Source organism: Rhodococcus sp. BH5, from assembly GCF_027583855.1.
GTDB lineage: Bacteria > Actinomycetota > Actinomycetes > Mycobacteriales > Mycobacteriaceae > Rhodococcus_F > Rhodococcus_F qingshengii.
Window position 1 is genome coordinate 292,606 of record NZ_JAJHVW010000007.1, and the last position, 26,051, is coordinate 318,656.

Sequence of the window (26,051 nt, forward strand, 5' to 3'; positions counted from 1 at the left end):
CGTCCATGAGTGAGATTTTCGATGTGATCGTCATCGGCGGAGGACTCGTCGGGTCCTCCGCCGCCTGGCGGCTCGCGGCACGCGGACGTAGCGTCGTTCAGCTGGAACAGTTCGGGCCGGGGCACAAGCACGGTGCGTCGCACGGTACTTCGCGCATCTATCGGCAGGCGTACGACAATCACCTGTACACAGGTTTGGCGGCCGGCGCGCTGCCGCTGTGGCGGGAGTTGGAGACCACGACGGACATCGGGTTCCTGGAACTCACCGGTGCCGTCGATCACGGCCTGCCGCAGGCAGTGCAGTCCAAGGCGAAGATACTTCGCGAGGCGGGCATCAAGGGTGAGATCCTCACTCCTGCCGAGGCGTCCGCCCGTTGGCCGGGGCTGCGATTCGACACCACGGTGCTCCATCATCCCGACGCAGGCCGGTTGCACGCGGACCGCGCAGTGACCGCTCTGAAGGCAGGAGCGGTGTTTGCGGGCGCCGAGGTCCGTCACGATGTTCGGGTGTTGGCACTCGCGCGGGCGTCCTACGGCGTGGACGTGGTGACGGACAGTGGAACGCTCGCAGCTCGTCAGGTCGTGATCGCGGCCGGTGCGTGGACTGCAGATCTGATCGCAGACAGCGGTCTCGGCTCCGAGATCGTACTGCCGACATTGCGCACGACACAGGAACAACCGGCACACTTCGCACCGCTCGATCCCGGAGTCGAGTGGCCGAGTTTCGTTCACCACACCGGCGCAGAATTGGAGACCGCGGGGATCTACGGGCTCGGTTCCGAGGACGGGATCAAGATCGGCGAACACGCGACCGGGCCGGTGGTGACTCCGCAGACCCGTGACTACACCCCTGGTGTCGACGGAGAGCAGCGATTGGTGGAGTACGCCGAGTCGTGGTTACCCGGTGTCGACACCACCCGTGTCGAGTCGCTCACCTGCCTGTACACGAGCACGCCGGACAGTAACTTCGTCATCGACCGAGTCGGCGCCGTCACGGTGGCAGCGGGATTCTCGGGGCATGGGTTCAAGTTCGGTCCGGCCCTGGGTGAACTTGTGGCGGACCTCGTCGACGGAACCACCCTCGCTCCGGAAGTTTTCAGGCTGGGGGAGCGTTGACCAGATTCATGGAGGAAAGTGTTGTGGCACTGGAGCTCGGAACTCGACAGCTCGAGGGTGTCGGAGCGGTAGAGGTCTATTCGGTATCGCAGGACGATCCCTTGGCAGCTCCACTGATCGCGGAGTTGGCACTCGAATACAGTTCGCGTTACGGCGGGACTCACGAAGCGATGCTCGAGGATCTCACGACGTATCCGGCAGAAGAATTTGCCTACCCGCAGGGTGCGCTTCTGGTGCTCACCCACGACGGTCTGCCGATCGCCGGTGGTGCGTTTCGTCAATTCGATTCCACCACTGCCGAACTGAAGAGAATCTGGACATCGGTCGACCATCGGAAGCGCGGCCTCGGCAAGGCCGTCGTTCGCGAGTTGGAACGAGAGATCGAACTTCGTGGATACAACCGGGTGTTTCTCACAACGGGCCCTCGGCAACCCGAGGCCGTCGCGCTGTATCTGTCCAGTGGATACACACCGCTTTACGACGCGTCACTCTCGCCCGAAGAGGTGGGCATCCACCCGTTCGAGAAACAACTTCGGGTCCTCGAAAATGTGACTCGAGCAGCAATTCCTACCGACCGGGTTGACAACACCCGGGTTTAACCTCGTAGACTTGCGAACGACCATCCAGAGCGACCGAGAGACCTGGCTCATTGAAGTCGCAGCAACCCCCCGAGTGATCGGGTGCGGGTGCTACCGCCAGGACCGATGGAGGAACACGAAATGAAGGCAGTCGAAGGCGGTTTCGATACCGCCTGGTCGCGTCGTCACGTAGACCTGTGCCGCACCGCGGGATCTTTCTGTACCAACTGACCTCGGTCAGTCATTCACACTCAGGCGAGTCGTCGACAAGTCTGTTTTCTCTTCTCTCACAAGTGATTCGTGCTCGATCGCCTTTTCGTCTCAGGCGACGGGTGCGCTCTTCGGCATGCCTCTTTAGGAGTTCTTGGTGTCTTCGCCCTCATTCGGTGCCCGCAAACGCGCGACCGTAATCGCCGGTATCGGTGCTGTCTCGGTTCTCGGCACCGTCCTCGCCGGCTGCAGCAGCGGGAGTGACAGTGCTGCCGACGCAGGCCCCGCCCAGTCCGGCGGAACCCTTCGCTACGGTCTGTCGCAGGCGCCGACGTGCGCCGATCCGGCCCAGGCCGGCAGTAACCAGACCGTGTATGTCACTCGGACAGTGGTGGATTCGCTTACCGATCAAAATCCCGACACCGGAGAGATCACGCCGTGGCTCGCCAAGAGCTGGGAGATCAGCCCCGACGCCGCTAGCTTCACGTTCGTCCTTCGCGACGACGCCACCTTCAGTGACGGCACACCGGTGACGGCGGATTCGGTGAAGAAGACCTTCGACTCGGTCAAGAACCTGGGACCGAACGCGTCGTTGGCGAAGAGTTACCTGTCCTCGTACACCGGTACCGACGTCGTAGATGCTCACACGGCGAAGATCAATTTCTCCGGACCCAATGTTCAGTTCCTGCAAGCAACTTCGACGCCACAGCTCGGAATCCTCGCCGATTCCACCACCGCGCTGGCATCCGAGCAGCGCTGCCCCGGTGCAGCGGTGATCGCCTCCGGACCGTTCGTGTACACCGACTGGCAGCAGGACAAGAGCGTCAAGATCGCCAAGCGTGCGGGATACAACTGGGCGTCGGATGCGGTCGCGCATCAGGGCGAGGCGTACCTCGACGGCGTCGACTTCACGGTGGTTCCCGAATCCGGTGTGCGGGCGGGCAGCGTGGCCTCCGGCCAGCTCGATGCGGTCAGCGATGCGCTTCCGCAGGATGCGCCGCAAATCGAGGGCGCGGGTGGACGAATCCTCACAAGGCCGAACCCGGGTGTGAGCTTCTTCTTCCAGCCCAACGTCAGTCGCGGCGTTCTCGCTGATCAGGCTGTTCGTCAGGCCATCATTCCCGCGATCAACCGCCAAGAACTCGTCGACACCGTTCTGGATCCGTCGTTCTTCCCGGCCACGAGCCCGCTGGCTCACACCACTCCGCTCTACAGCGACGAATCCAGTGTCGTGACGTACGACGCCGACAAGTCGGCGAAACTCCTCGACGCGGCTGGTTGGAAGACCGGCAGCGACGGTATCCGCGAGAAGGACGGGCAGAAGCTCACTTTCAGCGTCACCTTCAGTCCGGTGTTCTCGGGTAACCAGGCCATCCTCGAGCTCGTGCAGCAGCAGCTCAAGAAGGTCGGCGTCGACCTGCAGCTCAACTTGGTCTCGAACGGTGAATGGACCGAGAAGGGAGTATCGGGTGATTACGATTCGCTGTATTACAACAGCACTCGCGCGGACGCCGACATCTTGCGGGCATCGTTCAGCACCGAAGGCCGCAACCTGAACCGTCGCGGCGCAGATCCGGAGCTCGACAAGGTACTCACAGACCAGCTTGCAGCCACGGACAACGGCCAACGCGGCGAACTGGTATCCACCGCACAGGAATTGATCCTCGACCGTGGACTCTCCATCCCCACCATCGAGCTCTCGCAGGCCATCGGCGCCGGATCGAGTGTGCAGGACCTGAACTTCGAAGCCTCCTCGCGCCTGCAGTTCTACGACGCATGGTTGTCGGGTAAGTAATCATGACTCGATACGTACTCACCCGACTGGGCCAGGCCGCAGTGGTTCTGTGGGCCGCCTTCACCATCTCGTTCGTGATTCTGTTCCTCCTGCCCAGTGATCCCGTCAGCATGGCTGCCGACTCGTCCGGTCAGGGTGTTGCAGTGGATCAGGCTGCGCTCGATCAGCTTCGGGCACGGTACGGCTTGGACCAGTCGGTGTGGGTGCAGTACTGGACGTCGCTGACGAATGCTCTTCGCGGCGATTTCGGTACGTCCATCTCCACCGGTCAGTCGGTGACGGATGCCATCTTCTCGGCGCTGCCGAGCACTCTGGTCTTGGCAACCACCGCTTTGGTTCTGGCCGTGTTGTTCGGAGTGGCGATCGCGTTCTTCGCTACCTACACCCGCAAGCGGTGGCTCGCGAATCTGTTGTTCTCACTGCCGCCGCTGGGTGTGGCGGTGCCTACCTTCTGGGTTGGCCTGATTCTTCTGCAGCTGTTCTCGTTCCGTCTGCACATCTTCCCCGCTTTCGGAGACAAGGGATTCGCAACGGTGATTCTTCCGGCGATCACCTTGGCGATCCCGACCGGCGCGGTGATCGCGCAAGTACTCACGACCAGCCTGCAGTCGACGCTGCGTTCGCCGCACGTGGAGACTGCGTATGCCAAGGGCGCCAGCCGCTGGCGCGTGCAGACCCGTCATGCGTTGCGACTGGCGAGCATTCCGGCATTCACCATCGCCGGTGTACTGGTCGGCACGCTGCTGGCGGGCTCGGTGGTTGTGGAAACGGTGTTCTCTCGCGCGGGCGTCGGCCGTCTGACACAGACGTCGGTGATGGCGCAGGACATCCCGGTGGTGCAGGGAGTCGTTGTGTTCGCCTCTCTCGTGTTCGTGCTCGTCAACCTCGCGGTCGACCTCTTCTACCCCTTGATAGATCCACGGATCATCCAGACGAAGAAGAGTCACACCGAAAAGTCGAATACCGAAAGCTCGACCGATCTGGAGCCGGCTCATGTCTGACACATTGATCGAACCACTACTCCTCGATCCGACCGTCGAGGCGAAGGCACCTGTTGTTTCGCGCCGAAAGTCCACGGCCATCGGCTGGATCCGAAAGCCCGGCTTGGTGATTCCGGTGTTGATCGTGTTGCTTGCCATCGGCTTTGCCGTCGCACCCGGATTCTTTGCCAGCGGCGATCCGTTGTCCGGTGTCCCGGCGGACAAACTGCAGGGCCCGAGCCTGGCTCACTGGTTCGGAACCGACAATCTCGGTCGTGACCTGTACACACGGTTCGTGCACGGCGCCGCGCTGTCCCTGACCGCAACCTTGGTGGCGGTCGGAATCGCATTGGTGGCGGGATCGATAATCGGTTTGCTCGCGGGCTTTGTCGGTGGCGTCGTCGACGCCGTGCTGATGCGCATCGTCGACGTGCTGCTGTCCATTCCGGCGCTGCTGCTCTCGTTGGCACTGGTGACCGCACTCGGCTTCGGCACCATCAACGTCGCCATTGCTGTCGGCGTCAGTATGGTCGCCAATTTCGCGCGAGTGATGCGTGCCGAAGTGATGCGGGTGCGCGGAGCTCAGTACGTCGAGGCCGCGTTCAGTTCGGGTGTGCAGTGGCTCGGTGTCCTGCGTCGGCACGTGCTTCCCAACTCCTACGCGCCGGTGGTCGCGCTGTCCGCTGTCGAGTTCGGGCAGGCAGTACTGGCGGTGTCGGCTCTGAGCTTCTTGGGATTCGGCGCCGTTCCGCCTACCCCGGAATGGGGATCGCTGGTATCCGAGGGACGTAATTTCCTCGCCAATGCCTGGTGGATGACCACACTTCCCGGTCTCGCGATTGTCGCCGTGGTCATCTCGGCACACCGTATCGGCCACGAGATCGAAAGGAACAACCGGCGATGAGCACGGCCGAGGAACAGTTGCTTTCCGTCACCGACTTACAGATCGCCTACGGCGCCGAGCCCGCGGTATCCGGCGTGAGCTTCACCGTCGGTCGGGGCGAAGTAGTTGCGGTGGTCGGGGAATCGGGTTCCGGTAAGTCGACCACGGCCCACGCGATATTGGGTCTGCTCGCCGGCAGTGGCCACGTCACCGGCGGGACCGTCGAGTTCGAGGGTGAACAGATCGACTCGTATTCCGACCGTGCGTGGCAGCGAATCCGCGGCGCGCGTATCGGTTTGGTGCCGCAGGATCCGACGACCTCGCTCAACCCGGTGACCCGGATCGGCGACCAGGTTGCAGAAGTCCTGCGGATCCATGGCCTCGCAGACCGCCGCAAAGCCCGGTTGGACGCCGTCGAGGTGCTCGAGCGTGCGGGTATCGACCGGCCGGAAATCCGAGCACGCCAGTACCCACACGAGCTCTCCGGCGGTATGCGGCAACGAGTTCTGATCGGTATCGCGCTTGTCGCGAACCCGGCCCTCGTCATCGCCGACGAGCCGACCAGTGCTCTCGACGTCACGGTTCAACGACGCATCCTCGACCACTTGGACGAGCGAATCGCCGAATCCGGTGCCGCCGTGCTCCTGATCACGCACGACCTGGGTGTGGCCGCAGACCGCGCGGACCGGATCCTGGTGATGCAGGGCGGCAGGATCGTCGAATCCGGCCGCACCGCGGATATTCTGGACAACCCGCGAGACGAGTACACGAAGAAACTTCTGAGCTCTGCGCCGAGCCTGTCCTCGGGACCAGTCGTTCGCCCGGTCCGCCAGGACACCAGCCCGCTGCTGACCCTGACGGGAATCACCAAGCACTTCAACGTCGGACGCGGGAGTTCGATCACCGCGGTGAACGAAGTGTCGCTGACTGTTCCGAGGGGTCAGACGGTGTCGTTGGTGGGGGAGTCGGGCTCCGGCAAGTCGACCACCGCACGCATTGCCGTGCGATTGGAGCAGGCGGACACAGGCACCATCACCTTCGACGGCCAGGACATCACGAAGGTCAAGGGCAGCGACCTGCGTGAGCTGCGCCGAAGGGTCCAGCTCGTGTATCAGAACCCCTATGCATCACTCGACCCGAAATTGTCCGTCCAGGACATCGTTGCGGAGCCGCTGCGGGCCTTCAAGGTTGGTGGACGCAGCCAGCAGCAGACTCGTGCGGCAGAGTTGCTCGATCAGGTTGCACTTCCCGAGCAGTTCCTGAGCCGCAAACCGGCCGAACTCTCGGGCGGCCAGCGTCAACGGGTGGCGATCGCTCGTGCGCTCGCGTTGAAGCCGGACCTGCTCGTTCTCGACGAGCCCGTCTCCGCTCTCGATGTCTCGGTGCAAGCGCAGATTCTGGCGCTACTCGACGAGTTGCAGCGAGAACTGGGCTTGACCTATCTCTTCATTTCCCACGATCTGGCGGTTGTTCGCCAGATCAGCGACGTCGTCGGCGTCATGCAGGCCGGGCGATTGCTCGAAATCGGCACTACCACCGAGATTTTCGACAATCCCCGAAACGAGTACACACGCACACTTCTCGACGCGATCCCCGGGCGGGATCATTCGACACGAAAGGCCGAACATGTCCGAGCGTAGTTCCGGAGCATTCCTGGTCGGTCTCGAATTCGAGGGCACCGGAGCTCATCCGTACTCCTGGCGACGCGAGGACTCACGCGCCGAAGATCTGTTCACACCGTCGTACTGGGTGGACCTGGTGACCACCGCGGATCGGGGTGGGGTGGATCTGGCGTTCCTCCCTGACTCGTTCGGACTGCAATCCGAAGGCCGGCACGCAGTGCGCGGGAGATTGGAGGCGGTGGCAACTGCGGCGCGGCTGAGTGCCGTGACCTCGCGCATCGGTCTGATCCCCACTGCGACAGTCACGCACACCGAGCCGTTCCACATTTCCAAGGCCGTCGCGAGTATCGACTACTCGTCTGCTGGGCGGGCCGGTTGGCAGGTCGCGGTGTCCGACACCGCCGAGCAGGCGGCGTTGTTCGGCCGAAAGACAGTGCAGGGTCCTGAGTCTGCGTGGGAGGAAGCGTCCGAGGCTGTCGAGGTGGTCAGTCGGCTGTGGGACAGCTGGGAGGACGACGCCGAGATACGTGACGCTGCGAGCGGACGATTCATCGATCGGGACAAGCTGCACTACATCGACTTCGAGGGAAAGAACTTTTCCGTCAAGGGCCCGTCCATCACGCCGCGCTCCCCGCAGGGGCAGCCGCTGATCGCCGTCGACGCGAGCAGGCCGGAGGCTCGCGAACTCGCGGTTGCGCGCGGAGATCTGATTCGGATCTCGGCAACCGATCTCGCCGAGGCCAAAACTACGGCCAAGCTGGTCCACGCGAGTGCCGCCGCCCTCGGGCGCAGCGTCAGGGTTCTCCTCGACGTCGACGTGCTTCTCGGCGCTGATCGCGGAGCCGCCGACGACGCTCTGGCGGAACTCGAGGAATGGGCGGGAGCGCCGTACGCCCCGCACTCGCTGTTCTATCGCGGTGACAGTGCCGGCCTGACTGTCCTCCTTCGCGAGATCGGTGGGCTGGCCGGGGTCGACGGTGTTGTCCTGCGTCCCTTGGCTTTGGCTGCCGCAGTGGAGAAGATCGCGGCGGACGTGGTGCCGACTCTCAATCCGCGACCGACTACCGGCCCGACGCTGCGCGAGCGGTTGGGTTTCGAGTTGCCCGTCAATCAGTTCGCGTAGCGCGAGCAAAGAACAGGAACACCGATGACACAGAACAGGATTCGCAAGCAAGTTCACCTGGGTGCTCACTTCCCCGGCGTGAACAACACCACGGTGTGGACCGATCCGGCGTCCAAGAGCCAGATCGAGTTCAGCTCGTTCGAGCATCTCGCCCGCAGTGCCGAACGCGGATTGTTCGACTTCTTCTTCCTCGCAGAAGGGTTGCGCCTGCGCGAGCATCAGGGCAAGATTCACGACCTCGACGTGGTCGGCCGCCCGGATACGTTCAGTATTCTCAACGCGGTTGCCGGTGTGACAACGCATCTCGGCCTGGCCGGGACGATCAACACCACGTTCAACGAGCCGTACGAGTTGGCCAAGCAGTTCTCGACGCTCGATCATCTCTCCGACGGCCGCGCCGCCTGGAACCTGGTCACCTCCTCGGACGCCTTCACCGGCGAGAACTTCCGCCGCGGTGGCTATCTGGAGCATTCCGAGCGGTACGCACGCGCAAACGAGTTGGTCGACGCAGTACGGACGCTGTGGGACAGTTGGAGCATCGATCGTCCGATCGTCGACCGTGAGCGCGGCGTTTTTGCCACCGACCAGCAGGTCGGTCAGTTCCACCACGCCGGTAAGCAGTTCGATATCACCGGACGCTTCGAAGTTCCTCGGAGTCCCCAAGGGCACCCAGTTCTGTTGCAGGCAGGTGATTCCGACGAAGGACGCGAGTTCGGCGCCGCCAAGGCGGACGCGATCTTCACCGGGCACGGAACGCTCGAAGCAGGCAAGGCGTTCTACGCCGACGTGAAGGGACGCCTGGCCAAGTACGGACGCACGCACGCAGACCTCAAGATTCTCCCCGCCGCCACCTTCGTCCTCGGTGACAACGCCGCGGACGCACAGGAGAAGGCATATCACATCCGGCGGCAGCAGGTCGGACCCCAGACTGCCATCGCTTTTCTCGAACAGGTCTGGGGCAGAGACCTTTCGCAGTACGATGCCGACGGCCCGTTGCCGAAGGAAGATCCGTCGGACGACGTCAACATCACCCGTGGACGCGTCCGCCACGTCAAGGATCCACGAGCGGTCGCAGATCAGTGGCGTGCCAAGGCCGAGGCCGAAAACCTCAGCATCCGTGAACTCATCATCGAAGTGACTGCCCGCCAACAGTTCGTGGGTAGCGCCGCCGAAGTTGCTGCCGAGATCGACAGCTACGTCCAGGGCGACGCGAGCGACGGATTCATCCTCGTTCCCCACATCACCCCCGCGGGCCTCGACGAATTCATCGACACCGTCGTACCGGAACTTCAGGACCGCGGCAGTTTCCGGACCGAGTACTCAGGAACCACCCTGCGCAGCCATCTCGGGCTGCGCCACCCGCACGAGCAGGCTGAAGGAGTCCGCGCATCATGACCGTTACCGACACTTCCACCAGCACCTTCACCGGCGATTGGAATGCCTGGCACGCCTCGCGCGACGCCACCTTCGGCGAACCCCTCGGCTGGCTGAGCCTGACTGCGTTGCATTGGCTGGTGGACACCGATTCCACCTTCGCCGACCTGCCCGGTGCATGGCGCGCCGACGCGAATGCCGTTGTCGTCACCGCGACGCCCGCAGACGACTTGTCGATCGACGGCGTCGCAGTGGACGGTTCGGCCACTCTGAATCCGATCGAGGGGGCGCCGGGACTGATCGTCAAGCAGGGCGCGCGGTTGGTCGAGGTCATCCGCCGCACCGGCGAGGTGGCTCTGCGGATCCACGATTCGTCGGCCCCGGCTTTGGCGCAGTTCAGTGGTATCCCGACCTTCGAGCCGAACCCGCAGTGGCGCATCGAGGGTGTCTTCACAGCTTTCGAGGAGGCTCGCACGGTGACGACGGGCGCGGTCGTCGAGCGCCTCGAGCATCATCACGACGCCCGAGGAACCATCAGCTTCGAACACGACGGTGCAACGTATACGCTGATTGCGTTCGCGGGCAAGGACAACGGCTTTCACATCCTGTTCACCGACGCGACCAGTGGTGTGTCCACCTACCCGGCCGCACGCTCGCTGCACGTGAGCGCACCTGAACCCGGTGGCGCGGTAGTCCTCGATTTCAATCGGGCGTCGAATCTTCCCTGCGCGTTCACCGATTACGCGACGTGCCCGGTGGCCCCCGCCGAGAACCGCCTGGCGTTCGCGGTGGAAGCCGGCGAGAAGACACCGGACACCCGCTCCGAAAGCGGACCGAGGTGAGCGCGCCGCTGTCCGTACTCGACCTCTCGCCGATCAGTGAGGGCGGAACGGCCCGCCAGGCTTTGCGGAACTCGCTGGACCTCGCTCGTTCTGCCGAAGCGTGGGGATACAAGCGTTACTGGGTCGCCGAACACCACTTCGTCGGTGTTGCGTCTTCGTCGCCAGCAGTGCTTGTCGGGCTGATCGCGGCCGCCACCAACACCATTCGCGTCGGCTCGGCCGCCGTGCTGCTGGGCAACAACACGGCGGCTCAGGTGGTCGAGGCCTTCGGTACCGTCGAAGCGTTGTATCCGGGTCGTATCGATCTCGGCATCGGGCGCAGCGGACAGCGTCGGGTGGAGGCACTTCGCGCGGTCGCTGCCGGAACGCCTGCGCCGGCAGAATCGAAGCGAGAGAACGTCGTACGCGACGGCGTCGTGATCCCGGCGCCCTTCGATCCAACCGGTCTTCTCACGTCACCGAGATTGCAGGCGTCGTTCGAGGCATTGGCGTTTCCGGGCGCGCAGGCGCCCGATTTCGAGCAGCAGGTCGACGACATACGCTCGCTCCTGAACGGTACCTACAGAACCCGCGACGGCATCGAATTGCACGCCAGTCCCGGCGAGAATGCCGACGTCGAACTGTGGGTGTTCGGAAGCAGTGCGGGCCCCAGTGCCGAGCTCGCCGGACGACTCGGAGTGCCGTTCGGTGCGAATTACCATGTGGCGCCCTCGAGTACGCTCGATGCCGTCGAGGCATACCGTGCAGCATTCCGACCGTCGGCAGTTCTGTCGGAGCCGTATGTCGTCGTCTCCGCGGATGTTGTTGCTGCGGAAGACGATGCGACGGCGAGGGAGTTGGCGTCGACCTTCGCGCACTGGACGCACAGCATTCGCAGCGGACACGGCGCCATCCCGTACCCCGATCCGGCCACAGCGCTCCCACTTTCCGACGCCGACAAAGCAGTGGTGGAGGATCGGCTGATCACGCAGTTCGTCGGTTCACCGTCTACCGTCGCCGACAGGCTCGACAGTTTGCAGAAGCTCACCGGAGCGGACGAATTGGTGATCACCGGGGTGACCCATCGGCACGAGGATCGTCTGCGCTCGTACGAGCTGCTTGCCAAGGAATGGGGACTACCCGCACTACTGGCAGCGTGAGTTTGCCTTGGTCCATTAGTGTCGAGTGATGTTTTCACCTCGAGATGCCCTTGCGGTTGCTCTTGACGTAGCGCGTGAGGGCATGGAGCTCGGGGAGATGCCGATCGGCGCAGTCGTGTTCGACGACGACCGTGTGCTCGGGCGGGCGTATACGCAAGAACGGGCACTCGGCCGACGGGTAGTCCATGCGGACCTTCAAGCGCTCTTGCAGGCCGACGAGACTCTCGGATTCACTCGAGCGTCCGGTGAATTGACATTGGCGGTCAATCTCGAACCATGTCTCATGTGTATGGGTGCCGCGATCACGCTCGGTGTGACCCGGGTGTGGTTCGCTCTCGAATCCCCGAACGACGGTGCGGCGGAACTCGTGCAGCTGTGGGGGCCGCCTGTGGAACTTCCGTTTTTCCGTAAGCCGCGTGAAGTCCTCGGCGGCATCCGCCGTGACGAAGCGCGAAATCTGTTCGCTGAATACGCCACCGGCACTGGCCCCGCCGGGATGCGGGACTGGGCGCGCAGTCTCACCTGACGCCATGGCTTGTAAAGAGGGCCGTGAGGCTCACGCCCCGATAGCGCCCGCGATCATCGGCCACGACGCGCGCATGTCGGCTTCGAAGAGCCCCCAGGTGTGGGTGCCTTCGGGTCGGAAGCTGAACGTCGCGGGAATGCCGAGCTGACCGAATCGCCCCTGCAGGGCAGCGGTGCACATGTTGGTGATGCCTTCGAGGACCGCGCCGGGAACGACGCCGGCGGCCATAGCCAGCGAGTTGATTCCGTCCACCGGGCCGGGGAGGCCGTTGCCGGTCGAGATGAACAGCGCTGTGCCACGCAGTTTCTCGGCGTTGATCAACGGGTCGTGCGCCGCCCACTGCGGGCTACCCCACGGCCCCCACATGTTGGCCGCGTTGCCGCCGCCGAGTATCTCGACCATCGAGCGCACCGCTGCCTGGCCGAGCGGGTCGCCGGCGCGCGGACAGCCGCTGTACGAGCCGACTGCGCGGTAGGTGCCCGGCGACTGGATCGCGAGGTCCAGAACCGGTCCGCCGGCCATCGACACACCGCCGAGTGCGTTGACACCGGTCGTGTTGTACCGAGCGTTGACCGCCGCCGGTAGTTCCTTGGTGAGGTACGTCTGCCACTTGTTACGGCCCAGCACCGGATCGTCGGCGTTCCAGTCGGTGTACATGCTGAACTTGCCGCCGACCGGCATGACCACGTTGACGTGTTTGTCGTCGAAGAAGTCACGAACTCCGGTGTTGTTGAACCACGAGATCCCGTCCTCGCCGCCGCCGACACCGGTCAACAGATAGAAGGTCGGGGCCGGGCCTCCTCCGGCCGGCGAAATCACGTCGTTGGCGATCCAGCGGTCCATCGAGGGGGAGTAGACGTCGATGCGACTGACCACGGAATCCGCGCTCGCGGTCGGCGCGCTGAGGCCGAGAAAGCCGGCGGCCATGGCCACCGCCATCGTCAGCCGAACCGTGAAACGACGTGTCTTCATATTTCCCCCCAGGCGCAAGCCGGACAGCGTATTTGTGCCTTCCAACAGTGGCACAATGCGAAGAGGAGTGACGAATGTCCGGGTAACAGTCGTATAAGAAGATGGAGACAATTGCGTGGGATCGCAGTCGCACCACCCCGAATCCGACGTGATTCGGCTGGCCTTCGGGCTGGCCGCGATCACGGCTGGTGCGGCGCGCAGAACCGCTGGTCTCGCACTTGATTCCGTGCAGCGGATCCCTGTCGTCGGTGACGCACTCGACGGCGCGATCACCCAGGTCACCACTCGCGGCACGGAAGCGATGCACTCGACCGTGGAGTTCGCCGACTCGACCTTGCGGACGGTGATCAAAGCTGTCGTCGACGCTGCTCTGTCCGAAGTCGACATCACCAAGATCGTCGTCGACCACGTGGACATCGACAAGATCGCCGAGAACATCGACGTGGACAAGATTGCCGAACGGGTCTCGCTCGAACCGATCATCGACCGGGTCGACGTGGACGAGATCGCAAGCCGCCTCGACGTCAAAGCGGTGATCGATCGCCTCGATCTCGACGGGATAGTCGACACGGTCGACCTCGAACGCCAGGTCAACCGCATCGACCTCGTCAAGATCGCCGACCAGGTCATCGAGGGCGTCGACCTGCCCCAGATGATTCGTGAATCGACCGGTTCACTCTCCACGGAAGCCGTGCACGGAGCTCGAGTGCAGGGCATGCAGGCGGACGACGCTGTCGCCGGCTTCGTCGGGCGACTCTTCGGCCGCGACAACGCACCGTCATCAGATAAACCGTCACCAGAAAAACCGTCGACAGAGACCGATCCGAAGACGAACGCAGGCGAACGCTAGTGGCCCAGGAGAGTTCCGGCCCAGCCGGCATCGTCACCCGTGGACTCGCCGGACTGATCGACCTGGGCGTCGTCCTGCTCCTGATGGGTTCCGTGTACGTGGGCTTCGCCTTCGTCCGACTGCTCTTCTCGCCACAGAGTTTCACTTTCTCGGAACCGGGAATCTTCCTGTCCACGACGGCATTTCTCGGTGTCTCGGTGGCGTATCTGACCGCCTGCTGGGCGACCACCGGTCGGACCGTCGGGTCCCTCGTGATGGGGCTGCGGGTGATCACGTCCGGGCATCGCCTCGTGCGCTGGCCGTTGGCCTTCATCCGTGCGGTGCTCTGCGTGCTCTTCGCCTTCGGATTGCTGTGGTCGGCGGTCGATCGACGACGACGTTCGTTGCAGGACATCGTTCTGCGCACCGAGGTCGTCTACGACTGGCGTCAGGACCCGGATCTGGTGGCACCGCACGGAGGTGAGCACGCATGAGTGAACCGAACCGCCCGGACGAGCGCTTCACCCTTGCCAGCGAGCGCACCTTCCTCGCCTGGATGCGTAGCTCACTCGCCCTGCTGGCCGGAGGCATCGCCGTCGTCCAATTGGTACCGGAATGGAGTACCGGGTGGGTTCGCACGACTCTCGGTCTGACCCTGATCGCACTCGCGGCGGCAGCCGCACTGGTAGGTATGCGACGCTGGCTACAGGTGAAGAAGGCGCTCGAGGACGGAGCGGCGATGCCGGAACCGCACGCATTGTGGCTGTTTGCACTGGCACTGGCCGGGGTTGCCGTCGCAGCCGGCGTGGCAACGGTGGTCACCAGCCTCGCTCGCTGAGATACGCAGAGAAGTCCCAGCGGTGTCTGGATAGTCTGCAAAGAACGTGAAGCATGTCAGAGAAGTAAACGAAACAGACGACAAGGGAGTGCACGGTGGCGCAGGAACTCAAGCTCGGATACAAGGCATCGGCTGAGCAATTCGGCCCTCGCGAACTGGTAGAGCTGGCAGTTCTGGCAGAGCAGCACGGCATGGATTCCGTTGCGGTGAGCGATCATTTCCAGCCGTGGCGCCACAACGGTGGCCACGCACCGTTCTCGCTCGCCTGGATGACCGCCGTCGGTGAGCGCACCGAGCGCGTGCAGATCGGCACGTCCGTGATGACGCCGACGTTCCGCTACAACCCGGCAGTCATCGCTCAGGCGTTCGCGACGATGGGATGTCTCTACCCGGGACGCATCATGCTCGGCGTCGGCAGCGGTGAGGCTCTCAACGAGATCGCCACCGGCTTCCAGGGCGAGTGGCCCGAGTTCAAGGAACGCTTCGCGCGGCTGCGTGAGTCCGTGCGGTTGATGCGTGAGCTGTGGCTGGGGGATCGTGTCGACTTCGAAGGCGAGTACTTCACCACTCGTGGCGCGTCGATCTACGACGTTCCCGAGGGCGGCATTCCCGTGTACATCGCGGCCGGCGGACCCGTTGTCGCCCGATACGCGGGACGTGCCGGTGACGGCTTCATCTGCACCTCCGGAAAGGGCATGGAGCTCTACACCGAGAAGCTGCTTCCAGCCGTTGCCGAGGGCGCAGCCAAGGCCGAGCGCGACGTCGCCGACATCGACAAGATGATCGAGATCAAGATCAGCTACGACACCGATCCGGAGGCTGCACTCGAGAACACCCGCTTCTGGGCTCCGCTGTCCCTGACGCCGGAGCAGAAGCACAGCATCGAGGATCCGATCGAAATGGAAGCCGCTGCCGACGCTCTGCCCATCGAGCAGGTGGCCAAGCGTTGGATCGTCGCTTCCGATCCGGACGACGCCGTCGAGCAGGTCAAGGCCTACGTCGATGCCGGTCTCAATCACCTGGTGTTCCACGCACCGGGCCATGATCAGCGCCGGTTCCTCGAACTGTTCGAGCGTGACCTCGCGCCTCGCTTGCGTGCTCTGGGCTGATCCTCGAGATCAACTGAACGGTGTCTGCCACTCGACGTGTGGCAGGCACCGTTCGTCTTTCTCGTAGCCGCCGGTTGTCGGCACGAGCGTGAGCGTGACCACGATCAGTGGCAAGGTGGGCGGCGGCCCACACTAGGCTGTTGGGCATGCCAGAAGCGCCCGCTGCCGTGTCGAGTGTCTACGTTGCCTCTCCTGAAGGTGACACCGGAAAATCCACCATCGCGCTTGGCGTGCTGCAGATGCTGTGCGCGACCGTCGCCCGGGTCGGTGTCTTCCGCCCGATCGCCCGCTCTACCGAGGAAACCGACTACATCCTCGAACTGCTGCTCGAGCACACCACCGCCGATCTCTCCTACGCCGACGCACTCGGCGTCACCTACGAGCAGGTTCACGCCGATCCTGAAGCCGCGCTGGCCGACATCGTCGCGAAGTACCACACCGTGGCCGAGCAGTGCGACGCCGTCGTCATCATCGGAAGTGACTACACCGACGTAGCAAGCCCGAGCGAGCTGAGCTTCAACGCCCGCATCGCCGTGAACCTCGGCGCGCCGGTTCTGCTGGCGGTTCGAGGCGCTCGGCGCAGTGTCGAGGAGGTCGCCCAGCTCGCGCATCTATGCGCCGCCGAGTTGGCCGCCAACCACGCTCATCTGCTCGCGGTCGTCGCCAATCGTTGCGATCCCGACAAGCTCGACGAGGTCACCGCAGCGCTGTCCGACATCGGAGTTCCGACGTGGAGCCTGCCGGAGATTCCGTTGCTCGTCTCGCCCACGATGGCCGAGTTGATGGAGGCCACCGGCGGCGAGTTGTATTCGGGTGACCCGGAACTGCTGCACCGCGAAGCGCTCAAGGTGATGGTGGGCGGCATGACCGCGGAGCACATCCTCGAGCGTCTGGTCGAGGGCATGGTCGTCATCGCACCGGGCGATCGCTCGGACGTGCTGCTCGCGTTGCTCAATGCGCATGAGGCGGAGGGATTTCCGTCGCTCGCGGGCATCATCATGAATGGCGGGATCACGCCGCACCCGGCCATCGCGGCGTTGATGGCCGGCCTCAAACAGCGTCTTCCGATTCTCACGACAACCCTCGGCACTTTCGACACCGCAAGCGCCGCAGCCCAAACCCGCGGACGCGTGGCAGTCGGTTCGCAGCGCAAGGTGGACACCGCGTTGAGCTTGATGGAACAGCGCGTCGACGCCGACGTCCTGATGGACCGACTGGCACTGCCGATCCCGTCCGTCGTGACCCCACAGATGTTCGAGTACAAGCTGATCGACCGCGCTCGACGCGATCGCAAGCACATCGTCCTGCCTGAGGGTGACGACGACCGGATCCTGCGCGCGGCCGGCCGGTTGCTGCAGCGCCAGGTTGCCGACCTGACGATCCTCGGTGACGAACCCAGTGTGCGTCGACGCGCAGCGGAACTCGGCGTCGACATCAGTGGCGCGCAGGTACTCGCACCCGCGCAGTCCGAGTACACCGAGCGCTTCGCACAGGAATACACCGCGCTGCGTGCTCACAAGGGCATGACCATCGAGCGGGCCCGCGAGGTGATCGCCGACATCTCGTACTTCGGAACGATGATGGTGCACTTGGGAATTGCCGACGGCATGGTGTCCGGCGCTGCACACACCACCGCTCACACGATTCGACCCTCGTTCGAGATCATCAAGACCGCCCCCGGTGTCTCGACGGTCTCGAGCATCTTCCTGATGTGCCTGGCCGACCGCGTTCTCTCCTACGGTGACTGCGCCGTGGTTCCGGACCCGACGTCGGAGCAGTTGGCGGACATCGCGATCTCGTCCGCACAGACGGCGTCGCAGTTCGGGATCGATCCGCGCATCGCGATGCTCTCTTACTCCACCGGGGATTCGGGCAGCGGAGCCGACGTCGACAAGGTTCGCACCGCGACCGCTTTGGTGCGCGAGCGTCGACCGGATCTGTTGGTGGAAGGGCCCATTCAGTACGACGCCGCCGTCGAGCAGAGTGTCGCCGACAAGAAGATGCCGGATTCGCTGGTGGCGGGCAAAGCAACGGTGTTCGTGTTCCCGGACCTGAACACCGGCAACAACACGTACAAGGCAGTGCAGCGTAGCGCCGGTGCTATCGCCGTCGGGCCGGTTCTGCAGGGACTGAACAAGCCGGTCAACGACCTCTCGCGTGGGGCGTTGGTCCAGGACATCGTCAACACCGTGGCTATCACGGCAATACAGGCACAGGGAGCGCAAGCGTGAGCGACGGCACCGTACTGGTCATCAATTCCGGCTCGTCATCCATCAAATTTCAACTCGTGCATCCGGATACGGCGGAATCGGTGGCGCACGGTCTCATCGAGCGCATCGGTGAGCCCGACGGCCACATCGTCTACAACCACCGCACCGGAGTCGAAGACCGGAGCCTTCCGATCGCCGATCACCGCGCAGGTCTGAAGATGGTGCTCGACATCGTCGCCGAGGTCGGGCGGCCGCTGAGTGAGGCCGGAATCATCGCAGTCGGTCACCGAGTCGTGCACGGTGGTGACATCTTCTATTCGCCGACTCTCATCGACGACGGCGTCGTGAAAGCCATCGCGGATTTGTCGAACCTTGCGCCGCTGCACAATCCGGCCAACGTGATCGGTATCGAGGTGGCGCGCGAAGAACTGCCAGACGTTCCGCACGTAGCAGTGTTCGACACCGCCTTCTTTCACACACTGCCCGCGGCGGCGTCCACCTATGCGATCGATCGGGATGTGGCCAAGGCCAACCAGATTCGCCGGTACGGCTTCCACGGGACCTCACACGAATACGTGTCTGGACGGGTCGCGGAGTTCCTCGGCAAGGATCCGGCCGAGCTGAATCAGATAGTCCTGCACCTCGGAAACGGCGCTTCGGCCTCGGCAATCAAGGGCGGCAAGGCCATCGACACCACGATGGGCCTCACCCCGCTCGAGGGTCTTGTCATGGGCACCCGCAGCGGCGACATCGATCCAGGCATCATCTTGCACCTCAACCGCAACTCGGGAATGAAGGTCGACGAGATCGACGACCTCCTCAACCGGCGCTCCGGTTTGAAGGGACTGTCGGGAGTCAACGATTTCCGTGCCTTGCTCGCACTGATCGAGGGCGGCGACCAAGACGCACAACTTGCGTACGACGTTTACGTGCACATGCTCCGTAAGTACATCGGTGCCTTCATCGTTCAACTCGGTGGCGTCGACGTCATCACCTTCACCGGTGGCGTCGGGGAGAACAACATCGACGTACGACGCGACAGCCTGGCCGGGCTTTCCCGTCTCGGTATCGAGGTCGATCCGGCTCTCAACGAGGCGAAGAGTCGCGACGAGCGTCGTATCTCCGCATCCACGTCAGCCGTCGAGGTGCTGGTGGTCCCCACCAACGAGGAGTTGGCGATCGCCCGCGCGGCGAAGGCTTTGGTGGCCGCACTGTAGGTTTCTGCAGCACTGTAAACCTCGGGGCGTCCGTCAGAAATTGCTGCGCGGACGCACCGCATTCGCCCGGTCCACGAGGGCGTAGCGGTGCGTGCGGGAGGTCGTGGCGCGAGCGAGGGCTCGAAGGCAGGCTTCGGCTCCGGTGCGCAGACCTTGCTCGGTGAAGGGCAGGTCGAGGATGGGTTCGAGTTCGGTGTGCGAGCGATTGCCGTAGCGAATCCAATCGAGTGCCGTGCCCAACACCAGGGTTCGCATCTGCAGGCTTCGGCTCTCTTCAGCAGGCAGCGCCCGAACACGACGGGCGGCTTCCCGCAGAGTCGATTCGTCGAGTTCGGCGATCGGAACGCCGGACAGCATCGTCAGAGCGCTGGACATCCGTGCGACGTTGTAGTGCCGGGAAGACGTGGGTACTTCGTCGAGGGCGGCGATGGCTGCCTTCTTGTTGCCGTGATCGGCGAGTTGTCGGGCGAGCCCGAATGCTGCGCTGACGTAGTTCCGTTCGGTCCGCCAGACGGTGCGGTAGTACTTCTCGGAGAAGCGGCACCATTGGTCCGGGTCGTCGCTCTCCCAGTGCTGGAGAATCAGTTCTGCCGTCGCTGCCAACGCCAGCTTGGGTGCAGCCTCGCCGGGCAGTGCGGTGAGAACTGTCTCGAAGTGACTGAAAGCGGGCTCGAATCGGTCCAGTTGTAACGCAGCAAGTCCTCGATACCACTCGATCTTCCAGTGGTCCCCGATGTTCTGCTGGAGTTCGCCCAGAACTGTCAGTGCGGTTTCCGGATCACCGAGATCGAGATGAGCTTTGGCCTCGGCCAGTCGAACTTCGCCCGAGACGGCGGCCGCCGGTGTGCCCGATGTTCGGTCGATTCCGTTCTCGCGGGCGTGTTTCAACGCATCGAGGGTCTGCGACGGTTCGCTGTGCACCGCTGCCGCCAGCAACGGCGCGCTGGGATCGGTGGGGTCGACCAACGGAATGGGAAGTGCGTGCGCAACTTCGCGCGGATCGAGAGCGGCGTCGTGGCTGACACCGTCCACGTACACATCGGTTTGCCCGACCAGTTCATCGGTGCCGAAAGACGTTCGCTGCCTGCTGAACACGAGCGAGAGTCCGGGATTCTCCTGCCCGGTCTGCTCGGCGAGGATTTCTCGCAGAACGCCGGTGAGTTGTCCCGCGATTTCCTCGGCGGACTGGAATCGCTTCTTCGGATCCGGGTCGGTAGCGCGTAGCAGTAGACGGTGAAAGAACTCGTGGTCGCGCAGTAGTGGCTCGTCCTCGGGTTCGGGAAGGCCGTCGAGGTACCGTCCGTGCTTCGAAGGCATGTCGAGGGTGAGAACCGCGAGTGTTCTTCCAACGGTGAAGATGTCGGAGGCGATGGTCGGACCGGTCTCGATGATCTCGGGTGCTTGATAGCCGGCGGTACCGTACAGGTATCCGTAGTCTTCGATTCCGGACACGGCGCCGAGATCGATCAGCTTCAACTGATCCTCGGTGACCATCACGTTCTCGGGTTTGAGGTCGTTGTAGGCCAGGCCGGTGGAATGCAGATAGCTCAGCGCCGGAAGGATTTCCAGTACATAGCCGATTGCCTGCTCGATCGGCATGTGCTTGCCGTCCGGGAATTCGGCCAGCACCTCGCGCAATGATCGCCCACCCACGTACTCCATGACGATGTACCCCATGGGTGTGCCGTCCGGGCGCGGATGCTCGACGAAGTTGAAGATCTTGACGATGCTGGGGTTGGCGACCTCGGCGAGGAACTGACGCTCGGCCACCGCAACGGCTTGCGCTTCGGAATCACCGAAATGCAAGAGCCCCTTGAGAACTACCCACCTGTCGCTGACATTGCGATCGATCGCGAGGTAGATCCATCCCAGGCCGCCGTGCGCGATGGGCCCTTGAACCTCGTACTGACCGGACACCAATTCGCCCTCTTCGAGAAGTGGGCGGAAGTCGAAAGTGGAACCGCACTTGGGGCAGGTGCCGTGCTGAGTTGCCTTGGTGCTTGCGCTCTTACGACCGACTGGTTCGTTGCATTTCCAACAGAAGCGTTTCCGCTCGGGGACGGTCGGGTCACTCATCACCGCAGATGCGGGGTCGATCTGCGGGACGGGGGGAACCTCGACCAGGCCGCCGCCGAGGCGCAGCTTTCGCCCCGACCGGCTGCGGCGGGATCGAGTGGAGCGGCCGGTAGGGGAGGAGGACGCGGACGGCGTGGTTGCTCGTATCTGGGCCGAGGTCGGTTCGAGACGCTCGTAGGCGCCCGTGGCTTCGGGCTCGGGCCGCTCGTAGGCGCCGGTGGCTTCGGGTTCGGGACGCATGGAAGCCTGCGTGGCGTCGGGCTCGGGGCCGGTTTCTTCGGTCATGTCAGCCTCAATCCCGGTAGACGGCCGGCGGGGGACCGGGCGAAGGACCGAGGACGCTGAGCCAGCGGTCGTAGATACGGTTCCAGGTCCCGTCGCTCCGGATCCGATCCAGTGTTCCGTTGACGAATCGGACCAAGTCGGGGTTGTCCTTGTTCACTCCGATTCCGTACGGTTCGACGCCCAGTGAGCCACCGACCATCATCAGATACGGGTCTTGCGAGGCGAGGCCCGCGAGGATCGTGTCGTCGGTGCTGATCGCGTCCACCTGCCCCTGCTGGAGGACGACGAGGCAGTCGGACCACATCGGGACGGTGACGACGGTGGCTTCGGGTTGGAGTTGCTGGATTCGAGTCGCCGAGGTCGTTCCCCGGGCAGCGCAGACCCGCTTGCCTGCGAGGTCGTCGATGCCGCGGACGGATGACCCCTGCAAGACCTGAATTCGTTGTTCAGCGGAGAAGTACTGCGTCGAGAAGTCGACCTTCTCGCGCCGCTCGCACGTGATGGTCATGGTCTTGACGACCACGTCGACCATCGATTCCTGGAGTGCGGCGATCCGATCGTCCGACGTCAGGATTCGGTACTCGATCTTCTCCGGGTCACCGAGCAGATCTCGGGCGATTTCGCGGGCGATGTCCACGTCGAAACCCTCGAGGCGCCCGGTGGCCGGATCGCGAAAGCTCATGAGGTTGGAACCGGTGTCCAGGCCCACGATCAGCCGCCCGCGGGCGCGGATGGCGTCGAGGCTCGGCGTGGGTGGCTGCGGAGATGCGTCTGCGGGGGTGGGCCGCAGGCTCGCGGTGAGGTTGGTGCACGACGCGGTAGTCGTCGGTGTCGGGCTGGGAGCGATGGTGGCCTCGGCCGGCAGCGGCGGTTCCGTGTACGACGTGGCACCTGCGTTGTCCAAGTCTTCGGCTCGATCCGCACCGCAACCGGCGAGCACCAGCATGGCCGCTGCCAGAACCGCGACACATACGGCCGGGCTCTTCCTCCGCATCACCGGTACTCCCGTCACTGATACTCCCGCAGTCGAGGCCAGAATCCGATGAAGATTCCGGCAACTCCGAGAACTGCCAATACAGACATGCCCGGTGCGGAGGCAGCCAACACCCGGGAGGCGTACGAGACGTCGGACCGAAGATTCGTGCGCGAATCCACGATTCCCTGCCAGAGTTCGTGATCGAGCTTTCCGTACTCCGCGGCCGAATCCTGTTCTCCGGCGCCGATGGTGATGGCTGCGGCGGACGTGAAGTCGCCGTTTCCGAGACGGTCGTACATGCGCGTGTGCGCAGCCACCCACTGCTGGCGCGAGTCGAGTGCGGCGGTCAGCACTTCGCTGTTCACTCGGGCGCGTTCGTCGCTTTGCAGGCCCTCGAGGATGTCCCGCAGAGCATCGACCTTGCGGGTGAACGTCACGTTGTCCTCGGCGGTCGAATCCCGCCTCGCCAGCGTGAGGGTTTCCACGGTGCGTGCTTGCTGCGCCATGATTCGTGCCTCGGTCAGTTCGTGCAGTGGCTCGGCCCCGGCGTCGAGCGCGCGCCCGGTGGCCAGTGCGGAGACCAGTCCGACCGTGAGCAGCCACAGCAGAGCTGCAGCGACCGCGAGCGAGGCAAGGATCAACCCGAGATTGAAGCGTCGGCGACTCTTGCGGGAGAAGTACATCTGTGTCGCCACCAGCGCGCACAGCACGAAGACGAACGCCACGATCGGCCACCACGGTGGAGTCTCGAAATCGCGCTGTACTTGGGAGACCAGCGTCTCCTGCGAGGCGTGCAGTTGCTGGGCCATCGGCAGCAGCGAGGTCTGCATCAACTGCGAGGCCTCGCTCAAATATGCTGCCCCGACCGGGTTTCCGACGCGATTGTTCGCCCGTGCAGTTTCGACCAGCCCGGTGTAGACGGAGAGGTCGGTCGAGATGGTGGTCAACGCGCTGTGACCGGCAAGATCGGTCGAGTCGAGACCGGCCGACGCCTGGACGATCTCCGCAGAGGCCTCACCGATCGACTGCGTGTATCGGTCGCGGACTTCGGCGGGTTCGAGGCCGCCGGAGATGAAGGCGGTGGCCGCGGCGGCGTCTGCCAAGGACAACGCACTGTAGAGATTCTGGGCCGAGTTGGCGAGAGGCTCGGTTTCGACGAGGAGGAGGTCGAGGTTCGCCTGGCGGTTCTCGATCGCTGCGGTGGCGAGGAGTCCGGCGATCAAAGTGATCGCGATCAGGATCAGTCCGACGACGGTCAACCGGCCAGGCGTCGAGGACATGAAGGCCTGCAGTTCGCGCCGCAGAAGTGCCTGCTCGTCCTCCGCCGACACTGATGTGGCCTCGGAGGGCGGCAGCGACCGGGGTTCGATGGACGGGACGACACGGTCGACCATCGAGCACCTCACTTCGCTGTAGGCGGGCTACCGAGAAATGATGCCGCCGAGAAATGATTCAGGGCATCTTCGCGAGCATATAAGCATCACCTACACCTGGAGCAGTTTGAAACGGTTAGTGTGGGACAACGGCGAGAGCAGGCGGAGCGAGGTAGTCGATGCGTGGTGACGGTGACGGTTGGTCCATCGGATCGGACGGTACTCGGCATTGGGGTAAACACGGAGCTGCAGGACTGCTTCTTCGTGCCCCCGATTCGGACGGATCACCCATGGTCTTGCTGCAGCATCGTGCGGCGTGGAGCCATCAGGGCGGAACGTGGGCACTGCCCGGCGGTGCGCGGGACTCACACGAGAGCACGACGCACGCTGCCGTCCGGGAAGCACACGAAGAAGCAGGTATCGCCGAGGACGCCGTCCGTGTCCGCGGGGAAGTAGTGACGATGCGCGCCGAGAGCGGGTGGACTTACACCACCGTCGTGGCTGACGCGGCGCATCCACTGTCGACGGTTGCCAATGGTGAGAGCACCGAGTTGCGGTGGGTACGCGAAGCCGACGTCGACTCACTGCCGCTGCATCCGGGCTTCGGTTCCTCATGGCCCGACCTCCGGACCGAGCCTGTTGTGGCCGTGGACGGCGATCCGCACACCGTCGTGCTCGAGGACGGCGGATTCGGATGGTTGTCGGGTAGTTCCCACCAAGGCAGTTCCCACCAAGGCAGTGAGCAGTCAGGCAGTGACCAGAACTTGTCCGAGGCGTCGAGTACGCAGTCGTAGCACTCGAGTCTTCACAGTTCATACACAGCAGAAGGGCCGGACTCCGCGGGAGTCCGGCCCTTCGGTGTTTCGGTCGTCGACCGAAACGAGGCTCAGCTGAGCGAGTTCAGCGCCGTGATGAAGCTGACCGCGGTGATACCGAGCTTGAGCAGCTCGCTGATCTTGCCGAGGTTCAGGTCTTCGAGCGATTCGGTGCTGAGCGAGCCGGTGTCGAGGGATCCCATTTAGTGCTCCTAGGTTCAGTTAGTAACTGGAGGTAAACTACAACAAACCGAATGGGATGTGACACGCAATCGAAGCAACTGTGAGCAAGATCACTTAATCCGACTTTTCGGACATCCAATCGCACCTAGGAACTGGGAGTTTGTTGTCTGATCGGACAACTTCCGTTCACAATTCGAGTCAGGCGTGCTGACCCGTAACTGTGCGGAAATCGCCCGGCAAACACTTGACGAACGCCAGTTACCGGCTTTCAGCGCCCAGCGACGGCTGCGGCGAGGCGTTGCGCGGCCGCCTGGGGATCCGATGCTTGCGTGATTGCACGCACGACGACGATGCGCGTGGCGCCGGCATCGAGCAGCTCTGGCAGACGTTCTTCGTCGATGCCGCCGATCGCAAACCAGGGCCGCGGCGGTGCGGCGTCGGCGGTCGATCGAACCAGTTCCAAACCGGACGCACTTCGATTCGGTTTGGTCGGTGTCGCCCAGACCGGCCCGGTACAGAAGTAGTCGACGCCCTCCTCGATGGCGGCCAGACTCGCCTGCGCGCGACTGCTCGTCGAACGGCCGATGACGACGTCTTCACCGACAACGGTTCGCGCGTAGGGGACGGGAATGTCGTTCTGGCCGAGGTGGAGGATGTCGGCGCCGGAAGCCATCGCGAGATCCGCGCGATCGTTGACGGCCAACAATGCGCCGTGGCGTCGCGCTGCGGTCGCGAGAATGCCCAGCGCTACCAGTTCGTCCTTGGCCTCGAGCGGGCCGAACTCGCGCTCACCGGCAGAGCCTTTGTCACGCAATTGGATGATGTCGACTCCGCCGGACAATGCTGCCTCGGCGAACTGCGCGAGGTCGCCTTTCTCGCGGCGCGCGTCGGTGCACAGGTACAGCCGTGCTGCTGCCAGGCGCTCGCGCCGGTCGATGTCGTTACTGGGATGTGTGGGGTGCACGGAGCAAACGGTAGCCT

General features: G+C 63.8%; 25 protein-coding genes and 1 riboswitch. Of the genes, 19 read left to right on the plus strand and 6 right to left on the minus strand.

The window, feature by feature from the left end:
• The first annotated feature begins 5 nt into the window (after positions 1–5).
• The 12 genes from RhoBH5_RS19855 to RhoBH5_RS19905 all read left to right on the plus strand — a co-directional run bounded on the left by RhoBH5_RS19855 (position 6) and on the right by RhoBH5_RS19905 (position 12,187).
• On the plus strand, positions 6–1,115 hold the full coding sequence (locus RhoBH5_RS19855; RefSeq protein ID WP_007726834.1) for an FAD-dependent oxidoreductase: 1,110 nt from the start codon (positions 6–8) through the stop codon (positions 1,113–1,115).
• An 8-nt stretch (positions 1,116–1,123) separates the two neighbouring features.
• Positions 1,124–1,714: a GNAT family N-acetyltransferase gene (locus tag RhoBH5_RS19860; RefSeq protein ID WP_039972708.1), complete on the plus strand. Its 591-nt coding sequence runs from the start codon at positions 1,124–1,126 to the stop codon at positions 1,712–1,714.
• Between the two features lie 17 nt (positions 1,715–1,731).
• Positions 1,732–1,826, plus strand: a riboswitch (SAM riboswitch).
• Positions 1,827–1,834: 8 nt separating this feature from the next.
• Positions 1,835–1,924 (plus strand): putative leader peptide, encoded by a 90-nt coding sequence (locus RhoBH5_RS32595; protein ID WP_310504006.1) that lies wholly within the window; start codon positions 1,835–1,837, stop codon positions 1,922–1,924.
• A 136-nt stretch (positions 1,925–2,060) separates the two neighbouring features.
• Positions 2,061–3,698 carry an ABC transporter substrate-binding protein gene (locus RhoBH5_RS19865; RefSeq protein ID WP_003944291.1) on the plus strand — a complete coding sequence of 546 codons (1,638 nt, stop codon included), beginning with the start codon at positions 2,061–2,063 and terminating at the stop codon, positions 3,696–3,698.
• Between the two features lie 2 nt (positions 3,699–3,700).
• Positions 3,701–4,699 carry an ABC transporter permease gene (locus RhoBH5_RS19870; RefSeq protein ID WP_003944382.1) on the plus strand — a complete coding sequence of 333 codons (999 nt, stop codon included), beginning with the start codon at positions 3,701–3,703 and terminating at the stop codon, positions 4,697–4,699.
• Positions 4,692–5,582, plus strand: coding sequence for an ABC transporter permease (locus RhoBH5_RS19875; RefSeq protein WP_042925872.1), 891 nt, complete (start codon positions 4,692–4,694; stop codon positions 5,580–5,582). Before RhoBH5_RS19870 ends, RhoBH5_RS19875 begins: the two co-directional genes overlap by 8 nt.
• A complete protein-coding gene (locus tag RhoBH5_RS19880) occupies positions 5,579–7,201 on the plus strand; it encodes a dipeptide ABC transporter ATP-binding protein (RefSeq protein ID WP_270008708.1) in 1,623 nt (540 codons plus the stop codon). The genes RhoBH5_RS19875 and RhoBH5_RS19880 overlap by 4 nt, the downstream gene beginning before the upstream one ends.
• Positions 7,188–8,306, plus strand: a complete 1,119-nt coding sequence (locus RhoBH5_RS19885) for an LLM class flavin-dependent oxidoreductase (RefSeq protein WP_209448439.1) — start codon at positions 7,188–7,190, stop codon at positions 8,304–8,306. The genes RhoBH5_RS19880 and RhoBH5_RS19885 overlap by 14 nt, the downstream gene beginning before the upstream one ends.
• Positions 8,307–8,330: 24 nt before the next feature.
• Complete coding sequence (locus RhoBH5_RS19890; protein WP_058038522.1) at positions 8,331–9,701, plus strand: NtaA/DmoA family FMN-dependent monooxygenase; 1,371 nt, start codon at positions 8,331–8,333, stop codon at positions 9,699–9,701.
• The gene (locus tag RhoBH5_RS19895) at positions 9,698–10,522 is read left to right on the plus strand and encodes a DUF1684 domain-containing protein (RefSeq protein ID WP_162114465.1); all 825 of its coding nucleotides are present in this window, start codon (positions 9,698–9,700) and stop codon (positions 10,520–10,522) included. The genes RhoBH5_RS19890 and RhoBH5_RS19895 overlap by 4 nt, the downstream gene beginning before the upstream one ends.
• Positions 10,519–11,661 (plus strand): LLM class flavin-dependent oxidoreductase, encoded by a 1,143-nt coding sequence (locus RhoBH5_RS19900; RefSeq protein ID WP_064074670.1) that lies wholly within the window; start codon positions 10,519–10,521, stop codon positions 11,659–11,661. Before RhoBH5_RS19895 ends, RhoBH5_RS19900 begins: the two co-directional genes overlap by 4 nt.
• Before the next feature lie 28 nt (positions 11,662–11,689).
• Positions 11,690–12,187, plus strand: a complete 498-nt coding sequence (locus tag RhoBH5_RS19905) for a nucleoside deaminase (protein WP_218960351.1) — start codon at positions 11,690–11,692, stop codon at positions 12,185–12,187.
• 30 nt (positions 12,188–12,217) lie between these two features.
• On the opposite strand, the gene RhoBH5_RS19910 is transcribed toward RhoBH5_RS19905, so the two are convergent.
• The gene (locus RhoBH5_RS19910) at positions 12,218–13,159 is read right to left on the minus strand and encodes an alpha/beta hydrolase (RefSeq protein WP_003944347.1); all 942 of its coding nucleotides are present in this window, start codon (positions 13,157–13,159) and stop codon (positions 12,218–12,220) included.
• 115 nt (positions 13,160–13,274) lie between these two features.
• On the opposite strand from RhoBH5_RS19910, the gene RhoBH5_RS19915 reads away from it, so the two are divergent.
• From RhoBH5_RS19915 to RhoBH5_RS19940, 6 genes are all read left to right on the plus strand, one after another.
• On the plus strand, positions 13,275–14,009 hold the full coding sequence (locus RhoBH5_RS19915) for a hypothetical protein (RefSeq protein ID WP_003944326.1): 735 nt from the start codon (positions 13,275–13,277) through the stop codon (positions 14,007–14,009).
• Positions 14,009–14,482 carry an RDD family protein gene (locus RhoBH5_RS19920; protein ID WP_003944375.1) on the plus strand — a complete coding sequence of 158 codons (474 nt, stop codon included), beginning with the start codon at positions 14,009–14,011 and terminating at the stop codon, positions 14,480–14,482. Before RhoBH5_RS19915 ends, RhoBH5_RS19920 begins: the two co-directional genes overlap by 1 nt.
• The gene (locus RhoBH5_RS19925) at positions 14,479–14,826 is read left to right on the plus strand and encodes a YidH family protein (RefSeq protein WP_003944317.1); all 348 of its coding nucleotides are present in this window, start codon (positions 14,479–14,481) and stop codon (positions 14,824–14,826) included. Before RhoBH5_RS19920 ends, RhoBH5_RS19925 begins: the two co-directional genes overlap by 4 nt.
• A 95-nt stretch (positions 14,827–14,921) precedes the next feature.
• Positions 14,922–15,935: a glucose-6-phosphate dehydrogenase (coenzyme-F420) gene (gene fgd / locus RhoBH5_RS19930; RefSeq protein ID WP_003944371.1), complete on the plus strand. Its 1,014-nt coding sequence runs from the start codon at positions 14,922–14,924 to the stop codon at positions 15,933–15,935.
• A gap of 146 nt (positions 15,936–16,081) precedes the next feature.
• Positions 16,082–18,166, plus strand: coding sequence for a phosphate acetyltransferase (gene pta, locus RhoBH5_RS19935; RefSeq protein ID WP_042452123.1), 2,085 nt, complete (start codon positions 16,082–16,084; stop codon positions 18,164–18,166).
• A complete protein-coding gene (locus tag RhoBH5_RS19940; RefSeq protein ID WP_054782160.1) occupies positions 18,163–19,362 on the plus strand; it encodes an acetate kinase in 1,200 nt (399 codons plus the stop codon). The genes pta and RhoBH5_RS19940 overlap by 4 nt, the downstream gene beginning before the upstream one ends.
• Positions 19,363–19,395: 33 nt before the next feature.
• Here the strand turns inward: RhoBH5_RS19940 and RhoBH5_RS19945 are convergent, their stop codons facing one another.
• The 3 genes from RhoBH5_RS19945 to RhoBH5_RS19955 are packed head-to-tail and all read right to left on the minus strand — an operon-like array spanning position 19,396 to position 24,093.
• Entirely contained in the window at positions 19,396–21,723 is a 2,328-nt protein-coding gene (locus RhoBH5_RS19945; RefSeq protein WP_158170278.1) for a serine/threonine-protein kinase, read from the minus strand.
• Between the two features lie 7 nt (positions 21,724–21,730).
• Complete coding sequence (locus RhoBH5_RS19950; RefSeq protein WP_003944406.1) at positions 21,731–22,717, minus strand: glutamate ABC transporter substrate-binding protein; 987 nt, start codon at positions 22,715–22,717, stop codon at positions 21,731–21,733.
• 14 nt (positions 22,718–22,731) lie between these two features.
• A complete protein-coding gene (locus RhoBH5_RS19955) occupies positions 22,732–24,093 on the minus strand; it encodes a hypothetical protein (RefSeq protein ID WP_042452116.1) in 1,362 nt (453 codons plus the stop codon).
• Positions 24,094–24,251: 158 nt separating this feature from the next.
• Between RhoBH5_RS19955 and RhoBH5_RS19960 the strand changes: the two genes are divergently transcribed.
• Positions 24,252–24,866: an NUDIX hydrolase gene (locus RhoBH5_RS19960; protein ID WP_063314811.1), complete on the plus strand. Its 615-nt coding sequence runs from the start codon at positions 24,252–24,254 to the stop codon at positions 24,864–24,866.
• A gap of 92 nt (positions 24,867–24,958) precedes the next feature.
• Here RhoBH5_RS19960 and RhoBH5_RS19965 read toward each other — a convergent pair whose 3' ends face one another.
• Positions 24,959–25,090 (minus strand): hypothetical protein, encoded by a 132-nt coding sequence (locus RhoBH5_RS19965; RefSeq protein WP_003944354.1) that lies wholly within the window; start codon positions 25,088–25,090, stop codon positions 24,959–24,961.
• A gap of 248 nt (positions 25,091–25,338) precedes the next feature.
• Positions 25,339–26,034 (minus strand): thiamine phosphate synthase, encoded by a 696-nt coding sequence (gene thiE / locus RhoBH5_RS19970; protein WP_003944422.1) that lies wholly within the window; start codon positions 26,032–26,034, stop codon positions 25,339–25,341.
• Positions 26,035–26,051 lie beyond the last annotated feature (17 nt).